The sequence below is a fragment of the Pseudomonas sp. Fl5BN2 genome (assembly GCF_009908205.1).
Lineage (GTDB): Bacteria > Pseudomonadota > Gammaproteobacteria > Pseudomonadales > Pseudomonadaceae > Aquipseudomonas.
In genome coordinates, this window is record NZ_JAAARL010000035.1 from 23,717 (window position 1) to 48,806 (window position 25,090).

Genomic DNA, 25,090 nt, shown 5'->3' on the forward strand with positions numbered 1-25,090 from the left:
TGCCAGCAAAGGTGATCTCAGCGCTCCCTGCGCTGGCAGACCAGTGCCTGCGAAGGGGCGGCAGTCAGCCACCGGGGGCGATCTGAGCGCTATGGCGGATCAATATGAACTGGCACACGGCGGCGATACTCCGCGCCGAGGCCGGTTCCTGAATTCGCGGATCAGTGTCCAACATCAGCGGTTGGTTCTGCAGAAGACGTTGCGATACCGCTCTTGAAGTAGCGCTCACGAATCTTTTCGTAGCTGCCGTCGGCACGCAGCGATTGCAGAGCGACGTTCAAGCGTTCACGCAGCGCGTCGTTACCCTTGCGTACACCGGCGCCCACGCCCTCTCCGAACAACGGATCGAGCGGTGCCACCCCCTTGCTGCCCAGGATTGCGTTGTCGGGCATATCCAGCAGCGGCTCGAGCACCAACTGATCCGCCAGGATGATGTCGATACGACCGCTACGCAGGTCGGAGAGCAAGTCGTCCTGGGTGGTGTAATAACGAATCGTCGATGTCTCGCCGTAGTATTTCTTGACGAAGGCCGCGTGAGTGGTCGATCCCTGCACGCCGATGATCTTGCCCTTGAGGCCGGCCGGCGTCGGCTCGAGTTCGAGGCTGCGGTCTCCCACCCACAAGGCCCGGGTATAGAAATACGGCTGAGTGAAATCGATCACCTGCTGACGCTCGGGGGTGATCGTCACGGAGTTGAGCACCACATCCACTTGCTGCGATTTAAGCGCCGGGATCAGACCGTCCCAGGACATTTCACTGAGGCTGCAGTCGGCCTGCATGCGTGCACAAACGGCGGTGATGATCTCTGGTTCAAAACCACTCCAGTCGCCCTTGCCACTCTTGAACGAGAAGGGCGGATAGGGTTCCAGCGCGATACCGAATACCAGTTTTTCAGCCGCCAACGCTGAGCTTGCAAGCGTCGCCAGCACGCAGGCCTGGAGCACCAGCAGAAAGGTTCTTTTCATCGTGTGACGCCTCTTTCAGATTGTTGTTATCGAGGGTGAACACTTCGCGGAGGGTCGTCCGCAGTTGTCCTGCATCAGCAGCCACTGCCGGGACTGTTGCACAGGGCATGCCGAAACCGAGGCCTCAGTATTGGTGAGCACACGATTAGATCAATCGATTTAAATTTGCATCAATAGCAAATTTTATTGCGCCTTCAGCTTCCTTTCCCTGGGCAGGGATGAGGGCTACTGAATCATTTTTTTCAACAGCGACAGGGGAATTATTCAATAGTCGGCGTCGGCTATTTTCATAAAGATGGGGCCATCCAGGACTCGCCTCATACTCCCACAAGGACGACTCAATGCGCGTCGAACACCATCCCCTGCTCACTCGCAGTCCTTGCACCCAGCGCCAGCTGATCAGCCTGCATTACGGCCAGCCTGCCGTTGCCGGCAAGGTGTACCTGCAAGCCAGCCTGCACGCCGACGAGCTGCCCGGCATGCTGGCACTGCATCACTTGCGGCACTTGCTGGACGGCGCCGAGGCGCGCAATGAAGTGCTAGGGGAGATCGTGCTGGTGCCCATCGCCAATCCGATCGGCCTGGAACAGACGTTGATGCACGATGCCATGGGCCGTTTTGACTTCAACAGCGGCGAGAACTTCAACCGGCGCTACCCCGATCTGGCCGAGCTGATCCAGGAGCGGCTCGCCGACGAACTGGGCGACGACCGTCAGGCGAATCGACAAATCATCCGCCATGCCATGTCCCACGCGTTGCAGCAGATGCAGCCCACCAGTGAAATCGAGTCCTTGCGACGCACCCAGCTGTTGCTCGCCCACGACGCCGACGTTGTCCTCGATCTGCATTGCGATGCCCAGGCAGTGGTTCACCTGTACGGCGAAACACCCGGCTGGCCGCAGATCGAACCGCTGGCGCGCTACATCGGCGCACGCGCCACCTTGCTGGCTACGGGTACCGGTGCCGGCTCGTTTGACGAAGCCTGTGGCCAGCCATGGTGGCGATTGGCAGAACAGTTCGCTGGGCGCTTTGCCATCCCCACCGGCTGTATCGCGGCCACCGTCGAATTACGGGGTGAAGCAGATGTCGAGCATGCTCTAGCGGCCAGCGATGCCACAGCCCTCTACGCGTTCCTGCAACACCGAGGCATCCTCGCCGGCACGCCACCTCCCCTACCTGCCTTGCTCCAGCCAGCCACCCCTTTCAGTGGCTCACTGACCCTGCATGCTCCTTGCGCCGGCCTGGTGGTGTTCCTGCACCCGCCCGGCACCTGGATCAACTGCAACGATCCAGTGGTGCATCTCATCGATCCGATCTCCGGAACCACACAGGTCGTATGCAGCGCCACCAGCGGAGTCATGTACATGCGCAGTGCGATTCGCTTCGCCGCGGCGGGGGTTGAATTATGCAAGGTGGCGGGAGCGGCGCCGTTGGCAGGCGCGGGGGTGGTTTCCGCATAATCGAAGCTGGAAACATCGCCAACGAGCAGCGAAAACTTCCCCCAGCGTCAGTGACCTCAGCGATCCCTTCTCTAGCAAGCCAGCCCCTACGAGGTGCAGCGACGGTCAGCCGCCGCGAATGATCCGTGCCTTTTTTCGGGTTGGAGAAATGCACGAAAAGCCCAATCCAGAGGGGCTCCAGCAGCTTCGTAACATTTACTTTCATATCGCCCTTCGGGATTTACGATTCTCATTCGTCTTAATTAGATGCAGCAGGCCGCGTTGGCCATGGCTATGCCCGGGGGGTTGTGCTCCGGGACCGGCCCAGGGTTCCAGTGCCGCTCCATTCCTCGAATCAAGACGCCCATTCAATGTCGAAGAAGTCCCGTTCAAAAATCTGGTTTCTGGTGCACAGCTGGCTGGCATTGCCCATCTGGTTCTTTGTGCTGATCGTCTGCGTGACGGGCACCCTAGCGGTGGTCAGCCAGGAAATCGTGTGGCTGGCCAACCCGGATATCCGCGCCAGCAAACCCTCCGATGATGCCCAACCGCTGAACTACGACCAGATCGTCCAGGCCATCAAGCGCGCCGAACCCCAGACCCAGGTGGATACCATCGTCACCCCGGACGAAAGCCACTTCGCCCTGAATGTCAGCGTCAGCTACCCCGATGGCCGCACCCCGACGCTGTACGTCAACCCCTACACCGGGGCGATCCAGGGCACCAGCCCGAACTTCGACTTCCAGGGCTTCACCCGCGCCCTGCACGGCTGGTGGCTGGTGCCCTTCACCAATGGTTTCAGCTGGGGCTGGTACCTGGTGTCGTTCCTCGGCCTGCCCATGCTGATCTCACTGATCACGGGACTGGTGGTCTACAAGAAATTCTGGAAGGGCTTTCTCAAGCCGACCCTGCGGGTGCGCCACGGTGCACGGATCTTCTGGGGCGACTTCCACCGCCTGAGCGGCATCTGGTCGATCTGGTTCATTGCGGTGATTTCCATCACCGGCATCTGGTTCCTGATTCGCGCGATCCTCGCGGACTACAACATCAGCATCTCCAGCGAACCCATAGTTCCGGTGATCGCCCGCGAGCAGGTGCCACGCTCCGCTGACGGCAGCCCGGCCCCCATGATTGGCCTGGAACAGGCGATCGGCACCGCCACGGAAAAAATCCCCGGTTTCGACATCAGTTTCGTCAGCCTGCCCGGCAACGCCTACAGCCACCTGGTGATCGGCGGCCGCGGCTGGTACCCGCTGATGTACCAGACCGCCAATATCAACCCCTATACCGGCTCCCTGGACACCTCCTACCTGCTGGGCGACCGCAACCCTTTGGAGTTCGTCACCGAGTCGATGCGTCCGTTGCATACCGGTGACTTCGGCGGCATCTGGATCAAGCTGATCTGGTTCTTCTTCGGCCTGGTGCTGAGCATGATGGTCCTCAGCGGACTGTTGATCTGGACCAAGCGCACCGCCCTGGCCACCGCCAACGCCCTGAAGCGCGAGGAAAAGGCCGCCCGTGCCCGCCCTGCCAGCCAACCCGTAGCAACGCCCACCCCGGCAATGAGCATCGAAACTTCGGAGAGCCACTCGTGAGCCAGACCAGCACCGCAACCTCGGGCTCGACACTGAGCCGGTTTTGGCACAAGTGGCGTTTCCACCTGAACATCCTGCTGTTGCTGATTCCCCTGGGCTTCATGCCCAAGTACTTCGCCGACCGGGCGCTGTTTCGCGGTGACAGCGGCCTCGGCGAACGGGAAGTGGGTGAAGTCCAGGTAGGACCCTGGAGCCTGCGCCTGGCGGAAATGCGCAACGCCCCCCCCCGTTTCGAAAACCCCGTCGGCTACATGAAAAGCTTCAACGCCGCCCTGTGCCAGGCCTGTATCGACCCGGTCAAGGCCACCTACTTGCGCATCGGCAAGCCCCGCAGCTTGCGGGCCGCCGGGGTGATCTTTTTCGGCAGCCCGTACCGCATGGGCGCCAGCCTGCCGATCCCGGAAAAAACCCGGGCCGACGCCGAACTGTGGATCACCATGGAAGGCTGGGACGGCAGCATGCACCAGGCGGCCATTCCCCTGAGCCAGGCCTCTCCGGCAACCGTAGCCTGGCTCGAAAAACAAGGAGGCAAATGATGATCCGTGCAGTATCCACGTTTCGCCTGCGGCAACTGGGCGCCAGCGTCCTGCTGGTGCTGGGCGCCGGTCTCAGCACCAGCGCCCAGGCCCACAACCCGATGTGCGAATGCAAGGCCATTGACGCCGAGCAGATCCGCTGCACCGGCGGTTTTTCCGACGGCAGCGGCGCGCCTGGGGTGACCCTGGACGTGATCGGCTACGACGAAACCATCCTGGTGCCGGGCAAGCTCGGCGCCGACTCGACCCTGACCTTCAACAAACCCTCCTCCGAGTTCTACGTGCTGTTCGACGCTGGCCCCGGCCACGTGGTGGAAATCGACCAAGCGGATATCGAGGCCCCATGAACCCAGCCACCACCCAGGTCGTCCGCCCCGCCGGCGCTGGCCACGAAACCCTCTATGTGTTGCTGCTGTGCCTGCTGATCCTCAGCGTGGCGGCCAGCGTGGTGCTGTGGCGCGGTGAGAAAACCGTCACCAGCAGTGTTGCCAGCCACCAGTTGGACGCCCGCCGCGACCTCAGCGCCGGCGAACAGGGGATCTACGCCGACCTGCGGGTGACGCTCGACGAGATTCACCTGCTGCAGGCCGAAAACCAGGCCCTGCCCAGCCCGGAGCAATTGGCCGAGGAAGGCTTCGCGCCTTTCGCCCAGGACGCCAGTTCGGTGAGCCGTGGCGGCCATGTCTGGCACTTGCAGGAGCAGGCCTACCTGGGCCAGAGCCAGAACCCGCAAGTGGCCGGCTCGTTCCTGATGCGCATCGATGCCAAAGATCGGGCCAAGGTCGATATCTGGCTCAGCCGCAACCCGTCGGTGGTGCTGCCCAGCGATCTTGACGAGCAGAAACTGGCCGCTGCCGGCTGGCAACAGATAGTCGCGCAATTCGATGCCGGAGTGACCCGTCAGCATCGCCACTGAACCTACGCACTCATCCGAGAGAAGACTGCTTGCCCATGCCTATTTCATCTCAACCCCGCCCCTTCCTGCGGGTGCTGCTGGTCAGCCTGCTGGCCCTGATGCTCAGCCCCCTGGCCAGCGCCGAACAGGCCAAGCGCCTGCGCATCGGCATCACCCTGCACCCTTACTACAGCTACGTGGCGAACATCGTCGGCGACAAGGCCGAAGTGGTGCCGCTGATTCCTGCCGGCTTCAACCCTCATGCCTACGAACCCCGGGCCGAAGACATCAAGCGCATCGGCACCCTAGATGTAATCGTGCTCAACGGTGTGGGCCATGATGACTTCGCCGACCGCATGATCGCCGCCAGCGAGCGCCCGGACATCCCGGTGATCGAAGCCAACGAAAACGTACCGCTGCTGGCCGCCACCGGGGTCGCCGCCCGTGGCGCCGGCAAGGTGGTCAACCCGCACACCTTCCTGTCCATCAGTGCCTCCATCGCCCAGGTCAACAACATCGCCCGCGAGCTCGGCAAGATGGACCCGGCCAACGCCAAGACCTATACCCAGAACGCCCGCGCCTACGGCAAGCGCCTGCGGCAGATGCGCGCCGATGCCCTGGCCAAGCTGACCCAGGCACCCAATGCCGACCTGCGGGTGGCCACGGTGCACGCCGCCTATGACTACCTGCTGCGCGAGTTCGGCCTGCAGGTCACTGCGGTGGTGGAGCCGGCCCACGGTATCGAGCCGAGCCCCAGCCAGTTGAAGAAGACCATCGACCAACTGCGGGAACTGGACGTCAAGGTGATCTTCTCGGAGATGGACTTCCCCTCCACCTACGTTGAAACCATCCAGCGTGAATCCGGGGTCAAGCTCTACCCGCTGTCGCACATTTCCTACGGCGAATACACCGCCGACAAGTACGAGAAGGAAATGACAGGCAACCTCGACACCGTGGTCCGAGCGATCCAGGAGGCGGGCGCATGACCGCCCTGGAAACCCTGCTGCAAGGCCCGGCCATCGAGTTCGAGCAGGTCAGCCTGACCCTGGGCCGTACCACCATCCTCGATCGGGTCGAGTTCCAAGTGCAGCCCGGCAGCGTGCACGCGCTGGTAGGGCCCAACGGCGGCGGCAAGAGTTCGCTGATCAAGACCCTGCTCGGGCAGATGCCTCACCAGGGTCAGTTGCGCCTGCAATGGCCCGGCACACCCGGCACCATCGGCTATGTGCCCCAGGCCCTGGAGTTCGACCGGGGCCTGCCGATGACCGTGGACGACTTCATGGCCGCCATGTGCCAGCGCCGCCCGGCCTTTCTCGGCCTCAGCCGGCATTACGCCAAGGCGATTGGCGAGGCCCTGGAACGGGTCGGCATGCAAGACAAGCGCAAGCGGCGCATGGGCGCCCTGTCCGGCGGTGAGCGCCAGCGGGTACTGCTGGCCCAGGGGCTGATTCCGGCCCCGCAATTGCTGGTGCTGGACGAACCGATGTCGGCCCTCGACGAAGCCGGGATCCAGGTCTTCGAACGCCTGCTCCACGACTGGCGTCAGAGCGGTATCACCCTGCTGTGGATCGAGCACGATCTGGAGGCCGTGGGGCGCCTGGCCGATCGGGTCACCGGGCTCAATCGGCGCGTGCTGTTCGACGGCCCGGCGCAGCAGACCCTGACCCCGGAACGCCTGCTGAGCCTGTTCTCCACTCACCCGCGAGCGGCGGACCGAGCCAGTGGGAGTGCTGCCTGATGAGTTATGAAGCTTTCCGATTGATGATCCAGGGCTGGGCCTCGTCCGGTTACCTGCCAGAAGCCCTGGCCTACGGTTTCGTGGTCAACGCCCTGCTGGCCGGCCTGCTGATCGGCCCGGTGCTCGGCGGCCTGGGCACCCTGGTGGTGGTCAAACGCTTCGCCTTCTTCTCCGAAGCCGTGGGCCACGCCGCCCTCACGGGGGTGGCCATCGGTATCCTCCTCGGCGAACCCTACACCGGCCCCTACGGCAGCCTGTTCGGCTACTGCCTGCTGTTCGGCATCCTGCTCAACTACCTGCGCAACCGCACCGGCCTGGCCCCGGACACCCTGATCGGGGTGTTCCTCTCGGTATCCCTGGCCCTGGGCGCGAGCCTGCTGCTGATCCTCGCCGGCAAGATCAACGTGCACATCCTCGAGAACGTGCTGTTCGGCTCGGTGCTCACGGTCAATGGCAGTGACCTGCTGGTGCTGCTGGTTGTCGGCGCCCTGGTGCTGGGCCTGAGCCTGCCGCTGTACAACCGCATCATGCTGGCCAGCTTCAACCCACAGCTGGCGGCGGTGCGCGGGGTGGCCGTGAAAACCCTGGACTACCTGTTCGTGATCCTGGTGACCCTGATCACCGTGGCCGCGGTCAAGGTCATCGGCGCGATCCTGGTGGGCGCACTGTTGGTGATTCCAGCGGCCGCGGCACGCCTGCTCAGCCAGTCGCTCAAGGGGTTCTTCTGGATCTCGGTGAGCATCGCCACCGTCAGCACCCTGTGCGGCATCCTGTTGCCCATCGTTTTCGACCTGCCGGTGCCCTCCGGCGCCGCGATCATCCTGGTGGCCGGTGTCGCCTTCGCCCTGGCCGCCATCGCTCGCGGCACGGTCCCCAGCCTGAAAGGGAATATCGGATAAATGCACAGTTCATTGCCTCACCTGTCACTGCGTCGCCTGCCCCTGCGTCGCCTAAGCCTGGCCCTGGCCCTCGGCGGCCTGATCAGCACCCCGGCCCTGGCCGAACGCGACCACTTCGAACCGATGCGCGTGGTGGCCAGCCACGGCATGGGCAATACCGCGCTGCACAGCGCCACCGCAAGCAAACCGCTGACGGTGCTGGCTTCCGTGCCGGTGACCTTCGGCCTGGGGCAGATCCTGCTGCAGGGCACCGACGCCAAGCTGGAACGGGCGGCCCCGGCCAACCTGCCGGGCTCGCGGCAGACCGCCTACTTCACCGGGCGCGGCGCCCCGGCGCTGCACAAGCTGGCGCTCAATGCCGACGCGGTGATCGGCCTGCGCTCGATCTGGCCGGACGACCCGCTGTACCCCAATGCCCGGCGCAGCAATATCCGTATCGTCGAGATCGACGCTGCGCGCCCGGTGGATGGCGCCCTGCCCGGGGTGGCCCTGCAGCCGGGCAAGAGCGACGGGCTGAACGCCCAGCCCTGGCTGTCGAGCAACAACCTGGGGCGCATGGCCGACGTGCTGGCGGCGGACCTGGTGCGCCTGGCCCCCGAGGCCAAGCCCAGGATCGAGAGCAACCTGGCGGGGCTCAAGCAGCGCCTGCTGAAACTCAGCGCCGACAGCGAGGCGCGCCTGGCCGAGGCGGACAACCTCAGTGTGCTGAGCCTCTCCGAGCACTTTGGCTATCTGGTCAGCGGCCTCAACCTGGAACTGCTGGAGGTGGATGCCCGGGCTGACAATGAATGGACCCCCGAGGCGCTCAAGAAACTGCAGGCCCGGCTCAAGGACAACGACGTGGCCATTGTCCTGCATCATCGCCAGCCGTCCGAGGCGCTGAAGGCCGCCATCAGCGCCGGCGGCAGCCAGTTGCTGGTCCTGGAAACCGACAGCGCCGACCCGTTGAGCGAACTGGAAGGCAACCTGCAGAAAGTCACCCAGGTCCTGGCCCCGAAAAGCTAAGCCCGCCCCTATCGCCGCTGCCGGCTGTTCGGCAGCGGCGCCGCTTACATATTCCCTCAAGATTGTGGCCATTTCCCGGTGCTAGTCTGCGCTTCGCAAAAATGCCCAGACAGGAAACCCACGCCATGAGCGAATACCTGAAACTCAACAAGACCAATTGGGACGAACGCGCGCCCTTGCACGCCGCCTCTGCGGATTACGCGGTGCAGCGCTTTGTCGACGACCCGCAGTTTCTCTCCGAAGTCGTGCAGTTCGACCGCCCCCTGCTGGGCGACATCCAGGGCCTGCGTGGCGTGCATCTGCAATGCCATATCGGTACCGACACCCTGTCGCTGTCGCGCCTCGGCGCACAGATGAGCGGGTTGGATTTTTCCTCGGCGTCCCTGGCTGAAGCGCAGGCCCTGGCCCAGCGCTGCAACACCGCCATCGACTACCACGAGTCGGACGTGTTCGCGGCCACCGAAGCACTGCCCTGCGGCGAGTTCGACCTGGTCTACACCGGCATCGGCGCGCTGTGCTGGCTGCCGAGCATCGAGCGCTGGGCGCACACCGTCGGCGCCCTGCTCAAGCCCGGTGGCCGGCTGTTTATCCGCGAAGGGCATCCGATGCTCTGGGCCCTCGATGAAGGTCACAGCGACTCGCTGCAGGTGGCGTTTCCCTACTTCGAACGCAGCGAGCCACTGGTCTGGGACGATGCTGCCACCTACGTGGAAACCGACAGCAGCCTCAAGGCCACGGTGACCCACGAGTGGAACCACGGCCTGGGGGAAATCATCAGCGCCCTGCTGGCCCAGGGCCTGGAAATCACCGGGTTGGTGGAGCACCAGAGCATTCCCTGGGAAGCCCTGCCCGGGCAGATGGAGGTGGATGAGCGTGGCGAATGGCGACTCAAGGAAGCCCCGTGGCGCCTACCGCTGAGCTACACCCTGCAAGCCGTCAAGCGCAGGGCCTGATCGCCGGGCATAAAAAGCCCGCTGAACCTTGGCGTTCAGCGGGCTTTTTTGTGCTCGGGATCGAGGCGGCGAACGACTGCGCAGGAAGCGCCGTCGCTAGGATTGCTGAAGGTCCTGCCGCCCTTTTCGCAGCCTCGCGGGCTCGGCTGCGGCCACCGACCTTGTGCCGAGGCTCAGCCGGCCAGCGCCTGCTGGTCCATCTTCTGGCGCAGGCTCAGTGGACGCATGTCGGTCCAGACTTCTTCGATGTAGGCCAGGCAGTCCTTTTTCAAACCGCTCTTGCCCACGGTACGCCAGCCTTGCGGCACAGCCTTGTAGTCGGGCCAGATCGAGTATTGCTCTTCATGGTTGACCACCACCTGGAAGAGGATGTCCTCACGGTCGAATACTGAAGTCATTGCTTGTCTCCATCACTGATAAGGATCGCCGCGCCCAGGACGCGGCGATTGTGTAGAAGGAACGAATCAACCGCGCAGAAAATTAAACGCTGGCCACCGCCGCAGCCACGGCCTTGCTGAATATTTCCGCCACCTGGTCGATCTGGGCCGCGGTGATCACCAGCGGCGGCAGGAAACGCACCACGCTGCCGTGACGCCCGCCCAACTCCAGGATCAAGCCGCGCTTGAGGCATTCACGCTGCACCAGCGGCGCCAGGCGCGCGTGCTGCGGCGGATGGCCCTGGGCATCCGCCGCGCCGGCCGGGTCCACCAGTTCGACGCCAAGCATCAGCCCACGGCCGCGGATGTCCCCCAGTTGTGGATAATCCCGCTGCAGGATCAACAGATGCTCACGCAGGCGTTCGCCCATGGCCGCTGCGTGTTCAGGCACCTGGTGTTCCTTGAGGTAGCGCATCACCGCAGAACCGGTGGCCATGGCCATCTGATTGCCGCGGAAAGTGCCGGCATGAGCGCCTGGCTGCCAGGTGTCGAGCCAGTCGCGATAGACCATCACCGCCAGCGGCAGGCTGCCGCCGATGGCCTTGGACATCACCACCACATCGGGAATGATCCCGGCGTGTTCAAAGGCGAACATCTTGCCGGTACGGCCGAAACCACTCTGGATTTCATCGACGATCAACGCCACGCCGGCCTGTTCGGTGATGCGCCGCACACCTCGCAGCCAATCCAGGTCCGCCGGGATCACCCCGCCCTCGCCTTGCACCGCCTCGACGATCACCGCCGCCGGCAGGGCCACCCCCGCTTCCGGGTCGGTGAGCAGGTTTTCCAGGTAGTGCAGGTTGACCTTGACCCCTTCCGCACCACCCAGCCCGAACGGGCAACGGTAGTCATAAGGAAAGGGCAGGAACTGCACAGCGTTATTCAACAGACCGGCCAACGGACGCTTGGGCCCAAGGCTGCCCATCAGGCTCAGGGCACCCTGGCTCATGCCGTGGTAACCGCCCTGAAACGACAGCACAGTGCTGCGTCCGGTGGCCGTGCGCACCAGTTTCAACGCCGCTTCCACCGCGTCGGTGCCGGTGGGGCCGCAGAACTGGATCTTGGCTTCGGCGGCCAGGGCCTCGGGCAACAGGCCGAACAGGTCCTGGACGAACTGATCCTTGACCGGGGTAGTCAGGTCCAGAGTCAACAGCGGCAACTCATCGGCCAGCACTTGCTGGATCGCGGCGATCACCACCGGGTGGTTGTGGCCCAGGGCCAGAGTCCCGGCACCGGCCAGGCAATCGATGAAACGCCGGCCTTCAACGTCCTCGACATGAATCCCACTGGCTCGCTTGAGGGCCAGGGGAATCCGCCGTGGATAGCTGCGGGCATTGGATTCCTGACGGTTCTGACGGGCCAGCAGAGGCGACTCGTCGAACTGGTAAAGGGTCTCCGCCGATGTAGGGGCAAGGCCCACCGGCTGATCTTCCATAAGGCTGGTAACGGCTGACATGTCTCGAACCCTCACGCTGCAATTTAAGCAAAACGGCCACCGGCCGGATGCGCAGCCGAAGGAGGGTGCGCACTGACAGGCTTTCCTGTTCTGGAAACGCATCAGCGAGGTCAGGATTTACACCCCGGGACGATGAAATTGCACATATCGCCCCGTAGGAGCCCGCTTGCTGGCGAAGGCGATCTTTCCGGCTCCTTCGCTGGCAAGCCCGCTCCTACAGGGGGCGGTGATGGGTCAGGCGCGGTGGGCAGGCAGGGTCAACTCGACCCGCAGGCCGTCGGGGTGGCTGTCGAAGTTCAGGTCGCAATCGCAACGCTGGACTATTGCCTGGACAATCGCCAGGCCCAGCCCGCAGCCACTGCTCTGGCTGTCACGCCAAAAGCGCTGGGTCAGGTGTTGCAGGTCTTGCGGGGGAATCCCCGTGCCATGGTCGCGCACCTGGAAACGCACACGGCCGCCGACAATCTCCAGGTTCAACTCCACCGGACATTCATCCGGGGTATGACGCAGAGCGTTGTCCAGCAAGTTGCGCAGGGCAGCAATGGCCAGGGTCGAAGGCATTTCCACCGGGGCTTCGCCAGCCTTGTCCCCCAGGTGCAGCTTGACCCGCTGGCGGGCACCGACGGCCGCGTCCTGGATCGCCAGACGCGCGACCTGCTCGGCGTTGCAGTGCACACCGTCATCGAACGACAGGCTGCCCTCGACCCGCGCCAGCAACAATAACTGCTCCAGAGTCCGGTGCATGCGGTCGGCGCCCTCCTCGGCCCGGGCCAGGGACTGATCCCGGGCCGCGCCTTCGGTCATGCGCGCCACTTGCAGGTGGGTCTTGATTGCCGTCAGCGGGCTGCGCAGTTCGTGGGCCGCGTCGCCGGTCAGCCGGCGCTCGCGCTCGATGGTCTTGGCGATGCGCTGGAACAGCTGGTTCTGGGTCTCCAACAGCGGCCGCAACTCGCTGGGCATCGGCTGGATCTGCAGCGGCTCCAGGGAATCAGCACTGCGGCGCATCAGCGCATCGCGAATCCGGTTCAACGGCGCCAGGCTCTGGCCGATGCCCAGCCACAGCAACCACAGGCAACCCAGCAGGGCCACACCCACCGGCACCGAGGCCGCCAGCAGCACCGACAGGTTCAGGGCCTCGCGCTCGACCTGTCGATCGGCGGTGGTGATGCGCACGTCACCGCGCGCCAGGGTAAAGGTGCGCCAGGGCGCACCGTCGATCATCTGGTCGTGAAAACCCAGCTTCTCGGCTTCTAGTGGATGCTCCGGGGAGCTATGGCTGCGAGCCAGGATCTGCCCGCGCAGGGAGCTGACCTGGCAAGCCATGCCCCCGGGAATGGTCAGGGCCGCACTGTTGATCTGGTTGCCCGGGCCGTGGGACGGCAGTGCCGGCATCTGTTCCAGCAGCCCGGCAACCATGCGCGCCGAAGCCACCAGGCGCTGGTCCAGGGAAAACATCATCTGGTTACGCAGGTCACTGAGCATCCAGGCCGCAGCCAGGGCCCAGATCAGGATGAAGGCGGCGCCGAGGGTCATGCTCAGGCGCAGGCGCAGGCTCCTCACTTACGGGTTCTCCTCGCCATCTGCCGGGCCCAGGCGATAGCCCAGGCCACGCACGGTTTCGACGATGCCGTTGCCGAGTTTGCGGCGCAGGTGATGGATGTGCACATTCAAGGCGTTGCTTTCCAGTTCATCGTTGAAACCGTAGACGCTGTCTTTCAATTGCTCGCTGGACAGTACCCGGCCACGGTTGTGCAGCAGCGCCTGGAGCAGTGACTGCTCGCGCCGCGACAGGTCCACCGGCTGGCCGCCCAGCATCGTTTCCCGGGTGCTCGGATCGTAGGTCAGGCGTCCGTGTTCGATGAGGTTGACGCTGCGCCCGGCCACGCGACGCAACAGGGTGTGCAGGCGCGCCGCCAGTTCCCGCAGGTCGAAGGGCTTGAGCAGGTAATCGTCGGCACCGGCTTGCAAGCCATCGACCCGGTCGGTCACCGAGTCGCGGGCGGTGAGGATCAGCACCGGAATCTCCAGGCCTTGCTGGCGCTGCTGCTTGAGCAACTTCAAACCGTCTTCATCCGGCAGGCCAAGATCCAGTACCATCACGTCGAATTCGGCCACGCCGAGCATGGCCCGCGCCGCTGAAGCGGTGGCCACATGTTCGACCGTCAGGCCCTGGGCCGTGAGGCCGGCGACTATCCCGCTGGCAATCAGCTCATCATCTTCACAGACAAGTACGTGCATGGTCGGTCCTGTAACAAAGGCGTTGATTAAGCAGGCTGCGGATTAAGCGGACATTATGCCCGCCCTGGCCTGGCCACAAGCCAAGTAGGGTTAATCATCGGTTAATCAGGACCCGCCATTGTGCTCGCTACTTGCACCGGTTTAAGGCTTGGCCATGCGTCGATTGTTGATTTTGCTGTTCATGCTGTTCACCTCCCTGGCACACGCCGGCAACAACCCGTTCGAGGTCAAGCCTGACTTCCTGCCGGTGGGCAAGGCCTTCGCCTTTACCTCCGAACGCCTGGCCTCGGGGGAAACCCAGCTGTTCTGGCAGATCGCCGACGGCTACTACCTGTACCAGAAACGCCTGAAATTCGACGGCCTGCCCCAGGAGCAGCATCCAGTCCTGCCCGCCGGTGAAGACCACAGCGACGAATTCTTCGGCGACCAGACGGTGTATCGCCAGGGCCTGGAACTGAAGCTGCCGGCCGGTGCCAGCGGTAAGATCAAAGTCGGTTGGCAGGGCTGTGCCGATGCCGGCCTGTGCTATCCGCCACAAACCTTGGAAGTGGACCTGGGCGGCGTAGCGGCGACTGCGGCCAGCACCGGCGACAACGCCACTGGCGCGGCCCAGGACCAGCTCCTGGCCAGTGGCCTGGAACATCAATCCTGGGGCTTGAGCCTGCTGGCGTTCTTCGGCTTCGGCCTGCTGCTGGCCTTCGCTCCGTGCTCGCTGCCGATGCTGCCGATCCTTGCCGGCATGGTCGTCGGCAGCGGCGCCAGCCCACGCCGCGGCCTGGCCCTGGCCAGCAGCTATGTGCTGTGCATGGCCCTGGTGTACGCCGGCATGGGTGTGATCGCCGCCCTGCTCGGCAGCAACTTGCAGGCCTGGCTGCAACAGCCCTGGGTACTGGGCAGCTTCGCCAGCCTGTTCGTCCTGCTGTCGCTGCCGATGTTCGGCTTCTTCGAGCTGCAGATGCCCGCGCTGCTGCGCGACCGCCTGGAGGGCGCCAGCCGCCAGCGCCAGGGCGGCAGCCTGATCGGCTGCGGTGTTCTTGGCGCCCTGTCGGCCTTGCTGGTAGGCCCGTGCATGACCGCGCCCCTGGCCGGAGGGCTGCTGTATATCGCCCAGACCGGCAACGCGCTGCTCGGTGGCCTGGCGCTGTTCGTCCTGGGCCTGGGCATCGGCCTGCCGCTGCTGTTGCTGGTGACAGTGGGCAACCGCTTCCTGCCTAAACCCGGGCCATGGATGAACCTGCTCAAGGGCGTGTTCGGCTTCCTGTTCCTCGGCACTGCCATCTACATGCTGCGCCCGGTACTGAGCGCCGGCCTGTGGATCGGTTTGTGGGGCGCACTGACCCTGGTGCTGGCCTACTGCACCTGGCAGCAACGAGCGATTGCCGGCCGCTTCCTGCACCTGTTCGGTGCCGGCGCGCTGCTTTTCGGTGTCTGGGGCGGCATGCTGCTGCTGGGCGCCGCCGGGGGCAGCGACGACCCCTGGCAGCCGCTCAAGGTCTACAGCGGTGGCGGGGTTGCCAGTAACGTCACCGCCCACGATGCATTCACTACGGTCAAATCGCCTGCCGAGCTGCAGAGTGCCCTGGACAGCGCCAAGGCCCAGGGCCAGTGGGTGCTGCTGGACTACTACGCAGACTGGTGCGTGTCCTGCAAGATCATGGAAAAAACCGTGTTCGGTCAGCCTCAAGTGCTCGATGCCTTGAAGGATGTGCGCCTGCTGCGCCTGGACGTGACCCTGGACAACGCCGACGGCCGCGGACTGCTGAGTCGCTACCAAGTGCCGGGGCCTCCGAGCATGCTGTGGATCGGCCCTGATGGCAGTGAGCGCCGTAGCCAACGCATCACCGGTGAAGTGAATGCCGCGCAATTCCTGCAACGCTGGACCCAGACCCGGGAAGCTCGTTGATGCTGACGTTTACCATCGGCACCTTTGCCATTGCCCTCAACCACCTGCTGCTGATCAGTGCACTGGCACTCGCCACCCTGGTCGGCTGGCGGGTGGCCAAGCGCGGTGGCGACAACCCCGAGTCGGTACTGTTTTCGCTGTTCCTGCTGGGCATGCTCACCGCCCGCATCTGTTTCGTCATCGCCTACTGGCGCCACTACCAGCACGACCCGTGGATGATCATCGACCTGCGCGACGGCGGTTTCCTCGCTTGGCCGGGGGTCATCGTGATGCTGCTGGCAGCCCTGGCCTGGGGCTGGAAGCGCCCGGCGCTGCGGCGTCCATTGGCAGCCGGAGTCGGCACCGGGCTGGCCTTCTGGCTGCTGGCGACCCTGTCGCTGACCCTCTACGACCAGGGCACCCGCCTGCCGGAAGTGGCCCTGCGCAATGCCGCCGGGGAAACCGTGCAACTCACCGACTACCAGGGCGGGCCCCTGGTGATCAACCTCTGGGCCACTTGGTGCCCGCCCTGCCGACGCGAGATGCCGGTGCTGGAAAAGGCCCAACAGCAACGCCCGGACCTGACCTTCCTGTTCGTCAACCAGGCTGAAAGCATGCAAAGCGTCAGCACCTTTCTCGCCACCCAGGACCTGAACCTGAACAACGTGCTGTTTGATGGCAGCGGCCGCCTGGGCAAAGCCGTGGGCTCCATGGCCTTGCCGACTACGCTGTTCTACAGCGCCGATGGCCGCCTATTGGGCAGCCACCTGGGAGAGTTGTCCGAGGCCAGCCTGGCCCGGGCCCTGGAAAACTTCGACGGCGCACACCCGACCTCGGTCGCCCCTTCAAGGAAACTGCCATGCCCTTCATCCGCCACCTGCTGAGCCTGTCCCTGGGCGCGGCGCTGCTCAACGCCCCACTGCTGCAGGCCGAAGAACTGCCTGCACCGATCCGCAAGATCGAGGAAAAAGGCGCCAAGATCATCGGCAGCTTCGACGCCCCCGATGGCCTCAAGGGCTACGCCGCGCAATACCAGAATCGCGGCATGACCCTGTACCTGACCGCCGATGGCAAGCACGTGCTGCTGGGCAACCTGTACGACGCCAACGGCAAGGACCTGAGCGCCGAACCACTGCAGAAACTGGTCTACGCACCGATGGCCAAGGAAGTCTGGGGCAATCTGGACAAGAGCAACTGGATCGCCGACGGCAAGGCCGATGCGCCACGCATCGTCTACCTATTCAGCGACCCCAACTGCCCCTACTGCAACATGTTCTGGGAACAGGCACGGCCCTGGGTGAAAGCCGGCAAAGTGCAGTTGCGGCACATCATGGTGGGCATCATTCGCGAAGACAGCCCGGGCAAATCCGCCGCCCTGCTGGCCGCCAAGGACCCGCAGCAAGCCCTGGAAGAACATGAAAAGGCTGGCAAGGGCAGCAGCCTCAAGGCCCTGGATAGCATTCCGAAGGCCGTGCAAACCAAGCTCGACGCCAACATGAAACTGATGGAGGAGCTGGAGCTGTCAGCGACCCCGGCAATCTTCTACCTCGACGACAAGGGTGAACTGCAACAGCAGCAAGGCGCCCCGGCGCCGGGCAAGTTGACGCAGATCCTCGGCGCCAAATAGCCCCGCCGGCAATGCCTAAAGACGCCCGTGCTCCACGGGCGCCCTGCCCTCAGCGCGAATGCCGCGCCGCCAGAAAGTCCAGCAGCGCCTGGGTGACAAACTCGGGGTTCTCCCGGCTGGAAATATGCCCCGCTTCGGGGATCAATTGATAAGCGCAGCCAATGCGCTCGGCCATCTCGACGGTTTCCGCCACAGGCCGAGGTTTGTCCTGCTCGCCGCAGAGCAGCAACGTGTTCTGCGCATCCAGTTGGGCAAGCTCAGGCAACAGGTCGCCCCGGCTGAACGTGATGCGCCCCATGGGAATCACACTCTGGCGCAAACGCTCGGTGGGCAACGCCGCCAGGCTCGCACGAAAATCCTGGAACAGTGCCGACTGCGGATCGATGCCCGGCCGGAAGAAGATCGGCACCACGATATCCAGCAGCGGTTCGGCGATCACGCCGCTGTCTTCGATCTGCTGGAACAGCGAGAAATAGTACTGCCGGGTCGGCTCCGGCTCGGCCCCCAGATAAGTGTCCATCAGCACCAACCCGGCGATCCGCTGCGGCGCCGCCAAGGCCAGCCGCGCGCCCCACATGCCGCCCACCGACAGCCCCACCAGGGTCACCCGCTCGATGTGCAAATGATCCAGCAACGCCAGCATCTGCCGCGCCACATCATCCAGGGACGTCGTGCCTTGCGGCATCGGCCCGGACTGGCCATGGCCCCACAGGTCCACGGCAATCACTCGGTACTGCGCCGATAATGCCTCGATCTGCGGCGCCCACATGCCGGTGTCCCACAAATAGCTGCCGGCCAGGAGCACCACGGGCCCCTGCCCCTGATCGAGGTAGTGCAGCGTTTGTCCATCGAGGGTGGCGAAAGGCATTAGGGGATTCCTGTACAGGGATGACAAAAAAGGTCCGACAGACTGTGCCGTGCAACACGGCTCAGTCAATCGGACCCGACCGACAAAAACGTTTCAGGAAGTACCCGGAAGCAGTATCCACATCCCCGTACAACTGGGAGTCCAGCGCAGTCCGCCACTGTCCATGGCATGCAACATGAAGCAAATCAGGCCGCACTCAATGTCGTCGCCCGGCTGCAGGAAAGGGGCTGAACAGTCCGGCAAGATACTGTGCAAGGGCTGTTTCACGGAACATAGACTGGAACACCACAGAGATAAAAACTTGCAACGTAGTTGAAAAAAGTTACTCCGGATTTTTCTAGACAGTGTTTATTTGAACTTTAGGAAAACTCTCAAACCCACACCAACGACTGCTTGTTAACATCTAAACACTACAGCAACCCCCACCAAACACAGAAACAATCAAGTCGACAAGCACGAAACCCACCGCCTATCCATCACATGTAAAAGCCCTGAATAAACTCCAACGCAGCGCTTCTCAAGAGATAGGCCGCGCCATTGCTCAAGACATGTAAATGGCATGAACTTCAATTAATCAGCAACAAGTTTTCACATCAACGCCATGACCGCCCAGCTTTACATAGCCACTTAGCAGCAACACCGAAATCTCTCATAAAGGACTAAATACACTATGCAATTCAAGACAGCTTTACTTGCCCTTGGCATCATCGGCATGCCGGGTCTGGCCATGGCATCCAACACCATCAAGTTTCAGGGGCTGGTCAACACTTCGACCTGTTCGGTTACCGTAAACAACAGTGCCACCGCTCTGGTAGTGCTGCCCACGGTTGCTGCTGCCGATCTGGCCACCCTCGGGACTACCGCCGGTGAGACCAACTTCACCGTCGGTGTTTCAGGTTGCCCTAGCGATGCCAACGACAAAGTACTGACGGTCGGCTTCGTCGGTAACAACGTCAACGCCACAGGCCACCTGGTTAACTCCGGCACCGCTGCCAACGTCGAACTGGTGGTATCGAACCTGTCCAACGGCACCATCCTGAACCTGAACAACTGGACCTCGCAATCTGCGGTGGATGGCATCACATTGCCTGCCAATACCACCAGTGCCGAGCGTGACTACTTCGTACGCTACTACGCCACGGGTGTTGCCAGTGTGGGCAGCGTGGGCAGCGTGACAGGGTCGATGCAGTACTCCATTAGTTATCCGTAACCAGCAATGGCAACTCACCGCCAAGCATTGCACCGGGACAAGTAAAGTAACAAGCGCCATCAGTAGGATCGTTATCTTATTGATGGCCAGCAACTCCCCACTCCAAGAGCTGAAAATTTCATTTCGAAGTTCAGCGCACTCGCTACGACTGTGAATACCTTGCCGTGCACTTTCTCAATCGACGTGCCTGTGTCGGGCCCGACAACATTGTTTCCGCAACCCAGATGAGGTCAATGTCATGACATCACGACACAGCCTTTCAAATAGAGCAATAAGAGTACTCCTCCGGGGTACGCTCCTTAGTTATTGCGCCCTGATACTTCCTGCATCGGCCAGCGTGATCGTGCAGGCAACCCGAATCATCTATCCGGCCGATGCCAGGGAAGTCAGCCTGCAACTGAGCAATTCGGATGCGCATCCCAACCTCATCCAAGTCTGGGCGGACATCAACAACCCGCAGTCCGATCCAGAAAACGCCGATGCGCCCTTTATCGTCACGCCGCCTATTTTTCGTATGGAAGCAAAATCCGGGCAGACCGTGCGCATCATGCTGACCGCTGACCATTTGCCCCAGGATCGCGAATCGGTGTTTTACCTGAACACCCTGCAGATACCGCCAAAGGCCCCCGAGTACAGTGATCAGAATCGCATTCAACTGACCCTGCGCAACCGCTTGAAGCTGTTTTATCGCCCCAACCAGATCACCGGAAAACCCAGCGACATCGAATCCCAGCTGAGCTTTCACATCGCCCAGCAAGGTCAGGATTGGCTGATAACCGCGCACAACCCTACCGGTTACTTCGCCACGCTGACGGCAGGACAAGTACTGGCCGAAAAACGTGCGGTACCGTTCAAAACCGAAATGCTGGCCCCGTTCAGTCAGGCCGAATGGCGCCTGGTCAATGCCGGAACCCTGCCAAGTGGCCCGTTGCGCATCAGCGCAGCCCTGGTCAACGACTTCGGCGGACAGGTCCTGCGCGAGTACGGGATTGCACGCTGAGATGAACCTGCTTTTGTGCCTCAGGTACGGGCACATGGCGGCATTGCTGACGACCTGTTGCCTTTCCCCCACGGCGTGGTCCGATGAACAGCAGCCGCCATCGAGCTACAGCTTCGATGACGAACTGACCCTCGGCCAGCGGGCAAAAGCCAGCCTCTCGCGCTTCAACCGGGCCAAGGCCATCGAGCCTGGGCGCTATCAAGTCGACATCTACTTGAACAACAGCTTCGTGACGCGCTCCGTGGTGGACTTTCAATCGGTCAACGACGCCGATGTCGCGCCGTGCCTGAGCGATCAGTTTCTCCTCGATGCAGGGGTCAAGCCCAACCGCCTGAATGACCACGCCAGCGCAAAGACGCCCCCGGGAGCGCTGCCGCCGGAAGCGACGCTGCAGGCCGCGCAACCCAACTGCGCGCCGCTGTCCCAGCGCCTGGGCGGTGTCGCCAGCAGCCGTTTCGATCTTTCGCGCTTGCGCCTGGATATCTCGATCGCCCAAAGCCTGATGACCCAAGTGCCACGCGACCACGTCGCCCCCAGCGATTGGGACGCCGGCGACAGCATGGCGTTCTTCAACTACAACACCAACTACTACCACTCCGCCTACTCCAGCGGCCGCACCGGCAACAGCGACAACGCCTATCTTGGCCTCAACTCCGGGATCAACCTGGGGTTGTGGCGCCTGCGTCAACAGTCCAGCGCGCGCTACACCAGCAGCGGCGAGTCGCGAACGGACTGGAGCAACCTGCGCACCTACGCGCAACGCGCCCTGCCGGCCCTTGACAGCGAAATGACCCTGGGCGAAAGCTTCACTGCCGGTGACCTGTTCGCCAGCATGGCCTTTCGCGGGGTGCAGTTGGGCACCGACGACCGCATGCAAGCCGAGTCCCTGCGCGGTTACGCCCCCCAGGTACGGGGCATAGCTGCTACTAATGCGCGCGTACTGGTCAAGCAGAATGGCCGCACCATTTACGAAACCAACGTAGCCCCAGGCGCCTTCATCATCGATGACCTCTATGGCACCAGCTACCAAGGTGACCTGGAAGTCGAGGTGATCGAAGCGGACGGTCGCCTCTCAAGCTTTACCGTGCCCTTTACCGCCGTACCGGACTCCATGCGCCCCGGTGCCTCGCGCTACAACGCAACCCTGGGGCAGGCTCGCGACATCGGCGCCAACGACCTGTTTGCGGACCTCACCTATCAACACGGCCTGAACAACAACCTGACGCTGAACAGTGGCGTGCGGATTGCGGACGACTACCTGGCCCTGTTGGCGGGTGGGGTACTGGCCACCGCCTACGGTGCCTTCGGCCTCAACAGCACGTTCTCCACCGCTCGCATCGAGAACGATCAACGCAGTTCCGGATGGCGCCTGCAAAGCACTTACAGCAAAACCTTCCAGCCCACCTCGACCACCGTATCACTGGCCGGTTACCGCTACTCCACCGAGGGCTATCGTGATCTCAGCGATGTCTTCGGGGTGCGCAAAAATGTCAAGAACAACCAAGCCTGGAGCTCCGGCAGCTACCAGCAACGTACCCAGCTGACCGCCAACATCAACCAGTCGCTGGGGGACTTCGGCCAGTTCTACCTGTCCGCTTCCACCAGCGACTACTACAGCGACAACAGCCGGGATACCCAGCTGCAACTGGGCTACTCCAACAACTGGCGACAGCTCAACTACAACCTTTCAGTCAGCCGCCAGGAATCCCGGCAGACTCAGTTGAGCGACGATGGCCAGCAACCGCAGTACGTTTACTCCCGCAACACCAACAACCGGACCAATCTGCTGATGCTCAGCCTGTCGATGCCGCTGGGCTCAAGCCCACACTCGCCGTACCTGTTCAGCTCGGTCACCCGCAACTCCGCGGGGGGCAACACCTATCAGTCCAGTATCAGCGGCACCCTGGACGAGGCCCAGAACCTCAGCTACGGCGTGGATGCCTCGCGCAACGATCAGGACAAGGTCACCAGTTGGGGCGGCAGCCTGCAGCAACGCCGCCCACTGGCCACCATTGGTGGCAACTTTTCCAAGGGCAAGAACTACTGGCAGGCCAGCGCCAACGCCCGAGGTTCGGCGGTCCTGCACAGCGACGGCCTGACCCTGGGCCCCTACCTCAGCGACACCTTCGGCCTGATCGAAGCCAAGGGCGCCAGCGGCGCCGAGGTGCGCAACGGCCAGGGAGCGACAATCAACCCGGACGGCTACGCCCTGATTCCGTCGTTAAGCGCCTACCGCTACAACGACATCGGCCTCAACTCCACCGGCATCAACCGCAACGCCGAACTGCAAGACAATCAACGCCGCGTGGCGCCCTATGCCGGCGCCGCGGTCAAGGTGCAGTTCCGCACCCTGGTCGGCCATGCCCTGTTGATCAAGGCGACGCACGCCGACGGCGAACCTTTGCCGCTGGGCGCCAACGTCATGGACGACCAAGGCAACGTCATCGGCATGGTCGGCCAGGCTAGCCAGATCTATGCGCGGGTGGCAGGCAACACGGGCTATCTGCTGGTCAAGTGGGACGACACCACAGGCGAAGATTGCCACCTTCCCTATGACCTCACCGGCAGCCCTTCCGGACAAGCCTTGATCCGCCTCAGTGCTACCTGCCTGCCAGGTCTCCCAGTCAATTGAAAGGTACGCCTATGCAACCCAATCACCACAGGACTCGCCACCGCTTCATGGCCTCGGGGCTATCCGTCCTGCTGCTCCTGGGGTTGAGCGAAACGCTCCAGGCGCAGTGCTACAAGGTGCTCAACGTCGGCACTGCCACCACCACCAATAACAATGAGATTCGCCCCGGAGAGGGCACGGTGCGCAAAGTGTATTCATGCGATACCTGCAACGGCTCCCTCGGCCTGCCCAACGTGATTAACGTCACCAGTGCCGAGTTCCAACCACCGGGCACCCTGCTGGCCTCGGGAATCGCGACCTTCATGGAATACGGCAACACTGCGGCGGATAACCCGGAAATGGTGTTTTACCGTTGCGCAGCGCAGGATGCCGGCCAACTGTTCGAGATGTACTCAACCAACGGCGATAACACCTGGAGTGGCCACCAGAACTATGAATATGGCACCAGCATCGGCGTGACCGCCGGCTATGCCACGAGATGGAAGGACGTGATCAGCCGCATCACCAACCTGGAAACCGGCGAACCGTTCACCAACATCTGGAAGGCCCGTAGCCTGACGGGCCTGGACGTCGACTCCCGGGGCTTCCTGCTGGTCAAGGCCAAGAACCTGAGCCGGGTACGCACCGAGCTCTATCGCGTGGCGGTGCCCAACGGGACCGGCGTCACGACCCTGGGTGTCTACTCCTATACCCAGCCCAATGCCTACATCGCGTTCACCGGCCCCGGCATCAGTGGCCCGATCGCCGGAACCAACCACCTCAACAACTGGCCGGGCTGGCCCGACTACTGGCCAGGTACCATCGGCTTGTACGGCAAGGTGAGCATTCGCCGCTCTGCCACTTGCTCGGTGAACAACGTCACCCCGGTGGTGACTTTCAGTACCATCTCCATTCCCGAACTGAACGCCGGCAGCAGCCGAAAACTGCCTTTCGACATCGAATTCAAGTGCGAAGCAACCGCGGTCTCCGGCGTGGCAACCAATGCCACGGCCATGGGCATCCTGGTATCTGCCGGCAGCCTGGCAGCGGCCGAGCGCCTGGGGCTGGTCAGTGGCGGCGGCGCGTCCTACCTGCTGTCCGACCGCTACGGCAGCGCGGGCATCGCCTCAGGCGTGGGCATCCGCATCCAGCGCAACAATCAGAATGTAAAGCTGCTGACCAGCCTGAATACCGGCAGCAACAACAGCGGTGGCTGGTATCCCGCCCAAGGGCCGGCCTCGGTGCTGCTCGATACCCAGGGCGGAATCAGGCGCTACCGGGAAACCTTCAGCGCCACCCTGGAAAAACTGGCGGGCCAGACGGTAACGGCCGGGCGCATAGAAGCCACCGCGCAGGTGATCATTCGTGTCCAGTAAACCCTTGTTGGCCCCATTACTCCTTGCCCTTGGCCTGCTGGCGCCCATCGGCTTTGCCCTCGCCGGGGTCACGGCGGAAAAAACCCGGGTGGTGTTTGCCGCCAACACCACCGAAACCTCCCTGCAGGTGATGAACCAGAACCCCTACCCGGTGGTGGTGCAAACCTGGGTCGATGACGGCGAGCCGGGCTCGACACCGGACACGACCCAAGCGCCGATCCTCCCACTGCCGGCGATTTTTCGCATGGAGCCGGGCGAGCAGCGCAACCTGCGGTTGATCTACACCGGCGAAGCGCTACCCAAGGATCGCGAGTCGCTGTTCTGGCTCAATCTCTACGAGATCCCTCCCCGCCCCAACAC

24 protein-coding genes are annotated in these 25,090 nt (G+C 63.1%); 18 read left to right on the forward strand and 6 right to left on the reverse strand.

Features of this window, described 5'->3' with window-relative positions; translation table 11 throughout:
- Window positions 1-161 precede the first annotated feature (161 nt).
- Window positions 162-965, reverse strand: coding sequence for a transporter substrate-binding domain-containing protein (locus tag GV819_RS30910; RefSeq protein ID WP_161759817.1), 804 nt, complete (start codon window positions 963-965; stop codon window positions 162-164).
- Between the two features lie 341 nt (window positions 966-1,306).
- Here GV819_RS30910 and GV819_RS30915 point away from each other — a divergent pair, with 341 nt between their 5' ends.
- From GV819_RS30915 to GV819_RS30960, 10 genes are all read left to right on the forward strand, one after another.
- Window positions 1,307-2,425, forward strand: a complete 1,119-nt coding sequence (locus GV819_RS30915) for a succinylglutamate desuccinylase/aspartoacylase family protein (RefSeq protein ID WP_161759818.1) — start codon at window positions 1,307-1,309, stop codon at window positions 2,423-2,425.
- 350 nt (window positions 2,426-2,775) lie between these two features.
- Window positions 2,776-3,999, forward strand: a complete 1,224-nt coding sequence (locus GV819_RS30920; RefSeq protein ID WP_161759819.1) for a PepSY-associated TM helix domain-containing protein — start codon at window positions 2,776-2,778, stop codon at window positions 3,997-3,999.
- On the forward strand, window positions 3,996-4,535 hold the full coding sequence (locus tag GV819_RS30925) for a thiamine pyrophosphate-binding protein (protein WP_161759820.1): 540 nt from the start codon (window positions 3,996-3,998) through the stop codon (window positions 4,533-4,535). Before GV819_RS30920 ends, GV819_RS30925 begins: the two co-directional genes overlap by 4 nt.
- On the forward strand, window positions 4,535-4,882 hold the full coding sequence (locus GV819_RS30930) for a hypothetical protein (protein WP_161759821.1): 348 nt from the start codon (window positions 4,535-4,537) through the stop codon (window positions 4,880-4,882). Before GV819_RS30925 ends, GV819_RS30930 begins: the two co-directional genes overlap by 1 nt.
- Window positions 4,879-5,451 (forward strand): DUF6162 family protein, encoded by a 573-nt coding sequence (locus tag GV819_RS30935; protein WP_161759822.1) that lies wholly within the window; start codon window positions 4,879-4,881, stop codon window positions 5,449-5,451. Before GV819_RS30930 ends, GV819_RS30935 begins: the two co-directional genes overlap by 4 nt.
- A 35-nt stretch (window positions 5,452-5,486) precedes the next feature.
- Window positions 5,487-6,416, forward strand: a complete 930-nt coding sequence (locus GV819_RS30940) for a metal ABC transporter substrate-binding protein (protein WP_161759823.1) — start codon at window positions 5,487-5,489, stop codon at window positions 6,414-6,416.
- A complete protein-coding gene (locus tag GV819_RS30945) occupies window positions 6,413-7,168 on the forward strand; it encodes a metal ABC transporter ATP-binding protein (RefSeq protein ID WP_161759824.1) in 756 nt (251 codons plus the stop codon). The genes GV819_RS30940 and GV819_RS30945 overlap by 4 nt, the downstream gene beginning before the upstream one ends.
- Window positions 7,168-8,067, forward strand: coding sequence for a metal ABC transporter permease (locus GV819_RS30950; protein WP_161759825.1), 900 nt, complete (start codon window positions 7,168-7,170; stop codon window positions 8,065-8,067). Before GV819_RS30945 ends, GV819_RS30950 begins: the two co-directional genes overlap by 1 nt.
- The gene (locus tag GV819_RS30955) at window positions 8,068-9,072 is read left to right on the forward strand and encodes a metal ABC transporter solute-binding protein, Zn/Mn family (protein ID WP_161759826.1); all 1,005 of its coding nucleotides are present in this window, start codon (window positions 8,068-8,070) and stop codon (window positions 9,070-9,072) included.
- Window positions 9,073-9,197: 125 nt separating this feature from the next.
- On the forward strand, window positions 9,198-10,025 hold the full coding sequence (locus GV819_RS30960) for a class I SAM-dependent methyltransferase (protein ID WP_161759827.1): 828 nt from the start codon (window positions 9,198-9,200) through the stop codon (window positions 10,023-10,025).
- Window positions 10,026-10,198: 173 nt separating this feature from the next.
- On the opposite strand, the gene GV819_RS30965 is transcribed toward GV819_RS30960, so the two are convergent.
- The 4 genes from GV819_RS30965 to GV819_RS30980 all read right to left on the reverse strand — a co-directional run bounded on the left by GV819_RS30965 (window position 10,199) and on the right by GV819_RS30980 (window position 14,156).
- Window positions 10,199-10,423 carry an MbtH family protein gene (locus tag GV819_RS30965; protein WP_161759828.1) on the reverse strand — a complete coding sequence of 75 codons (225 nt, stop codon included), beginning with the start codon at window positions 10,421-10,423 and terminating at the stop codon, window positions 10,199-10,201.
- Window positions 10,424-10,505: 82 nt separating this feature from the next.
- Window positions 10,506-11,918: an aspartate aminotransferase family protein gene (locus GV819_RS30970; RefSeq protein ID WP_161759829.1), complete on the reverse strand. Its 1,413-nt coding sequence runs from the start codon at window positions 11,916-11,918 to the stop codon at window positions 10,506-10,508.
- A 234-nt stretch (window positions 11,919-12,152) separates the two neighbouring features.
- Window positions 12,153-13,478, reverse strand: coding sequence for an ATP-binding protein (locus tag GV819_RS30975; protein WP_161759830.1), 1,326 nt, complete (start codon window positions 13,476-13,478; stop codon window positions 12,153-12,155).
- Window positions 13,479-14,156 carry a response regulator gene (locus GV819_RS30980; protein ID WP_161759831.1) on the reverse strand — a complete coding sequence of 226 codons (678 nt, stop codon included), beginning with the start codon at window positions 14,154-14,156 and terminating at the stop codon, window positions 13,479-13,481.
- Window positions 14,157-14,310: 154 nt separating this feature from the next.
- Here GV819_RS30980 and dsbD point away from each other — a divergent pair, with 154 nt between their 5' ends.
- Genes dsbD through dsbG form a run of 3 tightly spaced genes read left to right on the forward strand, consistent with a single transcriptional unit; the run spans window position 14,311 to window position 17,665 of the window.
- On the forward strand, window positions 14,311-16,059 hold the full coding sequence (dsbD, locus tag GV819_RS30985; protein ID WP_161759832.1) for a protein-disulfide reductase DsbD: 1,749 nt from the start codon (window positions 14,311-14,313) through the stop codon (window positions 16,057-16,059).
- Window positions 16,059-16,922 (forward strand): TlpA disulfide reductase family protein, encoded by an 864-nt coding sequence (locus GV819_RS30990; RefSeq protein ID WP_161759833.1) that lies wholly within the window; start codon window positions 16,059-16,061, stop codon window positions 16,920-16,922. Before dsbD ends, GV819_RS30990 begins: the two co-directional genes overlap by 1 nt.
- Window positions 16,898-17,665, forward strand: a complete 768-nt coding sequence (gene dsbG / locus GV819_RS30995) for a thiol:disulfide interchange protein DsbG (RefSeq protein ID WP_161759834.1) — start codon at window positions 16,898-16,900, stop codon at window positions 17,663-17,665. The genes GV819_RS30990 and dsbG overlap by 25 nt, the downstream gene beginning before the upstream one ends.
- A 49-nt stretch (window positions 17,666-17,714) precedes the next feature.
- Here dsbG and GV819_RS31000 read toward each other — a convergent pair whose 3' ends face one another.
- The gene (locus GV819_RS31000) at window positions 17,715-18,533 is read right to left on the reverse strand and encodes an alpha/beta fold hydrolase (RefSeq protein WP_161759835.1); all 819 of its coding nucleotides are present in this window, start codon (window positions 18,531-18,533) and stop codon (window positions 17,715-17,717) included.
- Between the two features lie 670 nt (window positions 18,534-19,203).
- Here GV819_RS31000 and GV819_RS31005 point away from each other — a divergent pair.
- The 5 genes from GV819_RS31005 to GV819_RS31025 form a co-directional block, all read left to right on the forward strand.
- Window positions 19,204-19,743 carry a fimbrial protein gene (locus GV819_RS31005; protein WP_161759836.1) on the forward strand — a complete coding sequence of 180 codons (540 nt, stop codon included), beginning with the start codon at window positions 19,204-19,206 and terminating at the stop codon, window positions 19,741-19,743.
- 337 nt (window positions 19,744-20,080) lie between these two features.
- Window positions 20,081-20,743: a fimbrial biogenesis chaperone gene (locus GV819_RS31010; protein WP_161759837.1), complete on the forward strand. Its 663-nt coding sequence runs from the start codon at window positions 20,081-20,083 to the stop codon at window positions 20,741-20,743.
- 34 nt (window positions 20,744-20,777) lie between these two features.
- Window positions 20,778-23,375 carry a fimbria/pilus outer membrane usher protein gene (locus tag GV819_RS31015; RefSeq protein ID WP_256667678.1) on the forward strand — a complete coding sequence of 866 codons (2,598 nt, stop codon included), beginning with the start codon at window positions 20,778-20,780 and terminating at the stop codon, window positions 23,373-23,375.
- Window positions 23,376-23,386: 11 nt separating this feature from the next.
- Window positions 23,387-24,730 (forward strand): fimbrial protein, encoded by a 1,344-nt coding sequence (locus GV819_RS31020; protein WP_256667679.1) that lies wholly within the window; start codon window positions 23,387-23,389, stop codon window positions 24,728-24,730.
- Window positions 24,720-25,090: fimbrial biogenesis chaperone (locus GV819_RS31025; RefSeq protein ID WP_161759839.1), on the forward strand; the 371-nt coding region annotated here is incomplete at its 3' end. The genes GV819_RS31020 and GV819_RS31025, both read left to right, overlap by 11 nt.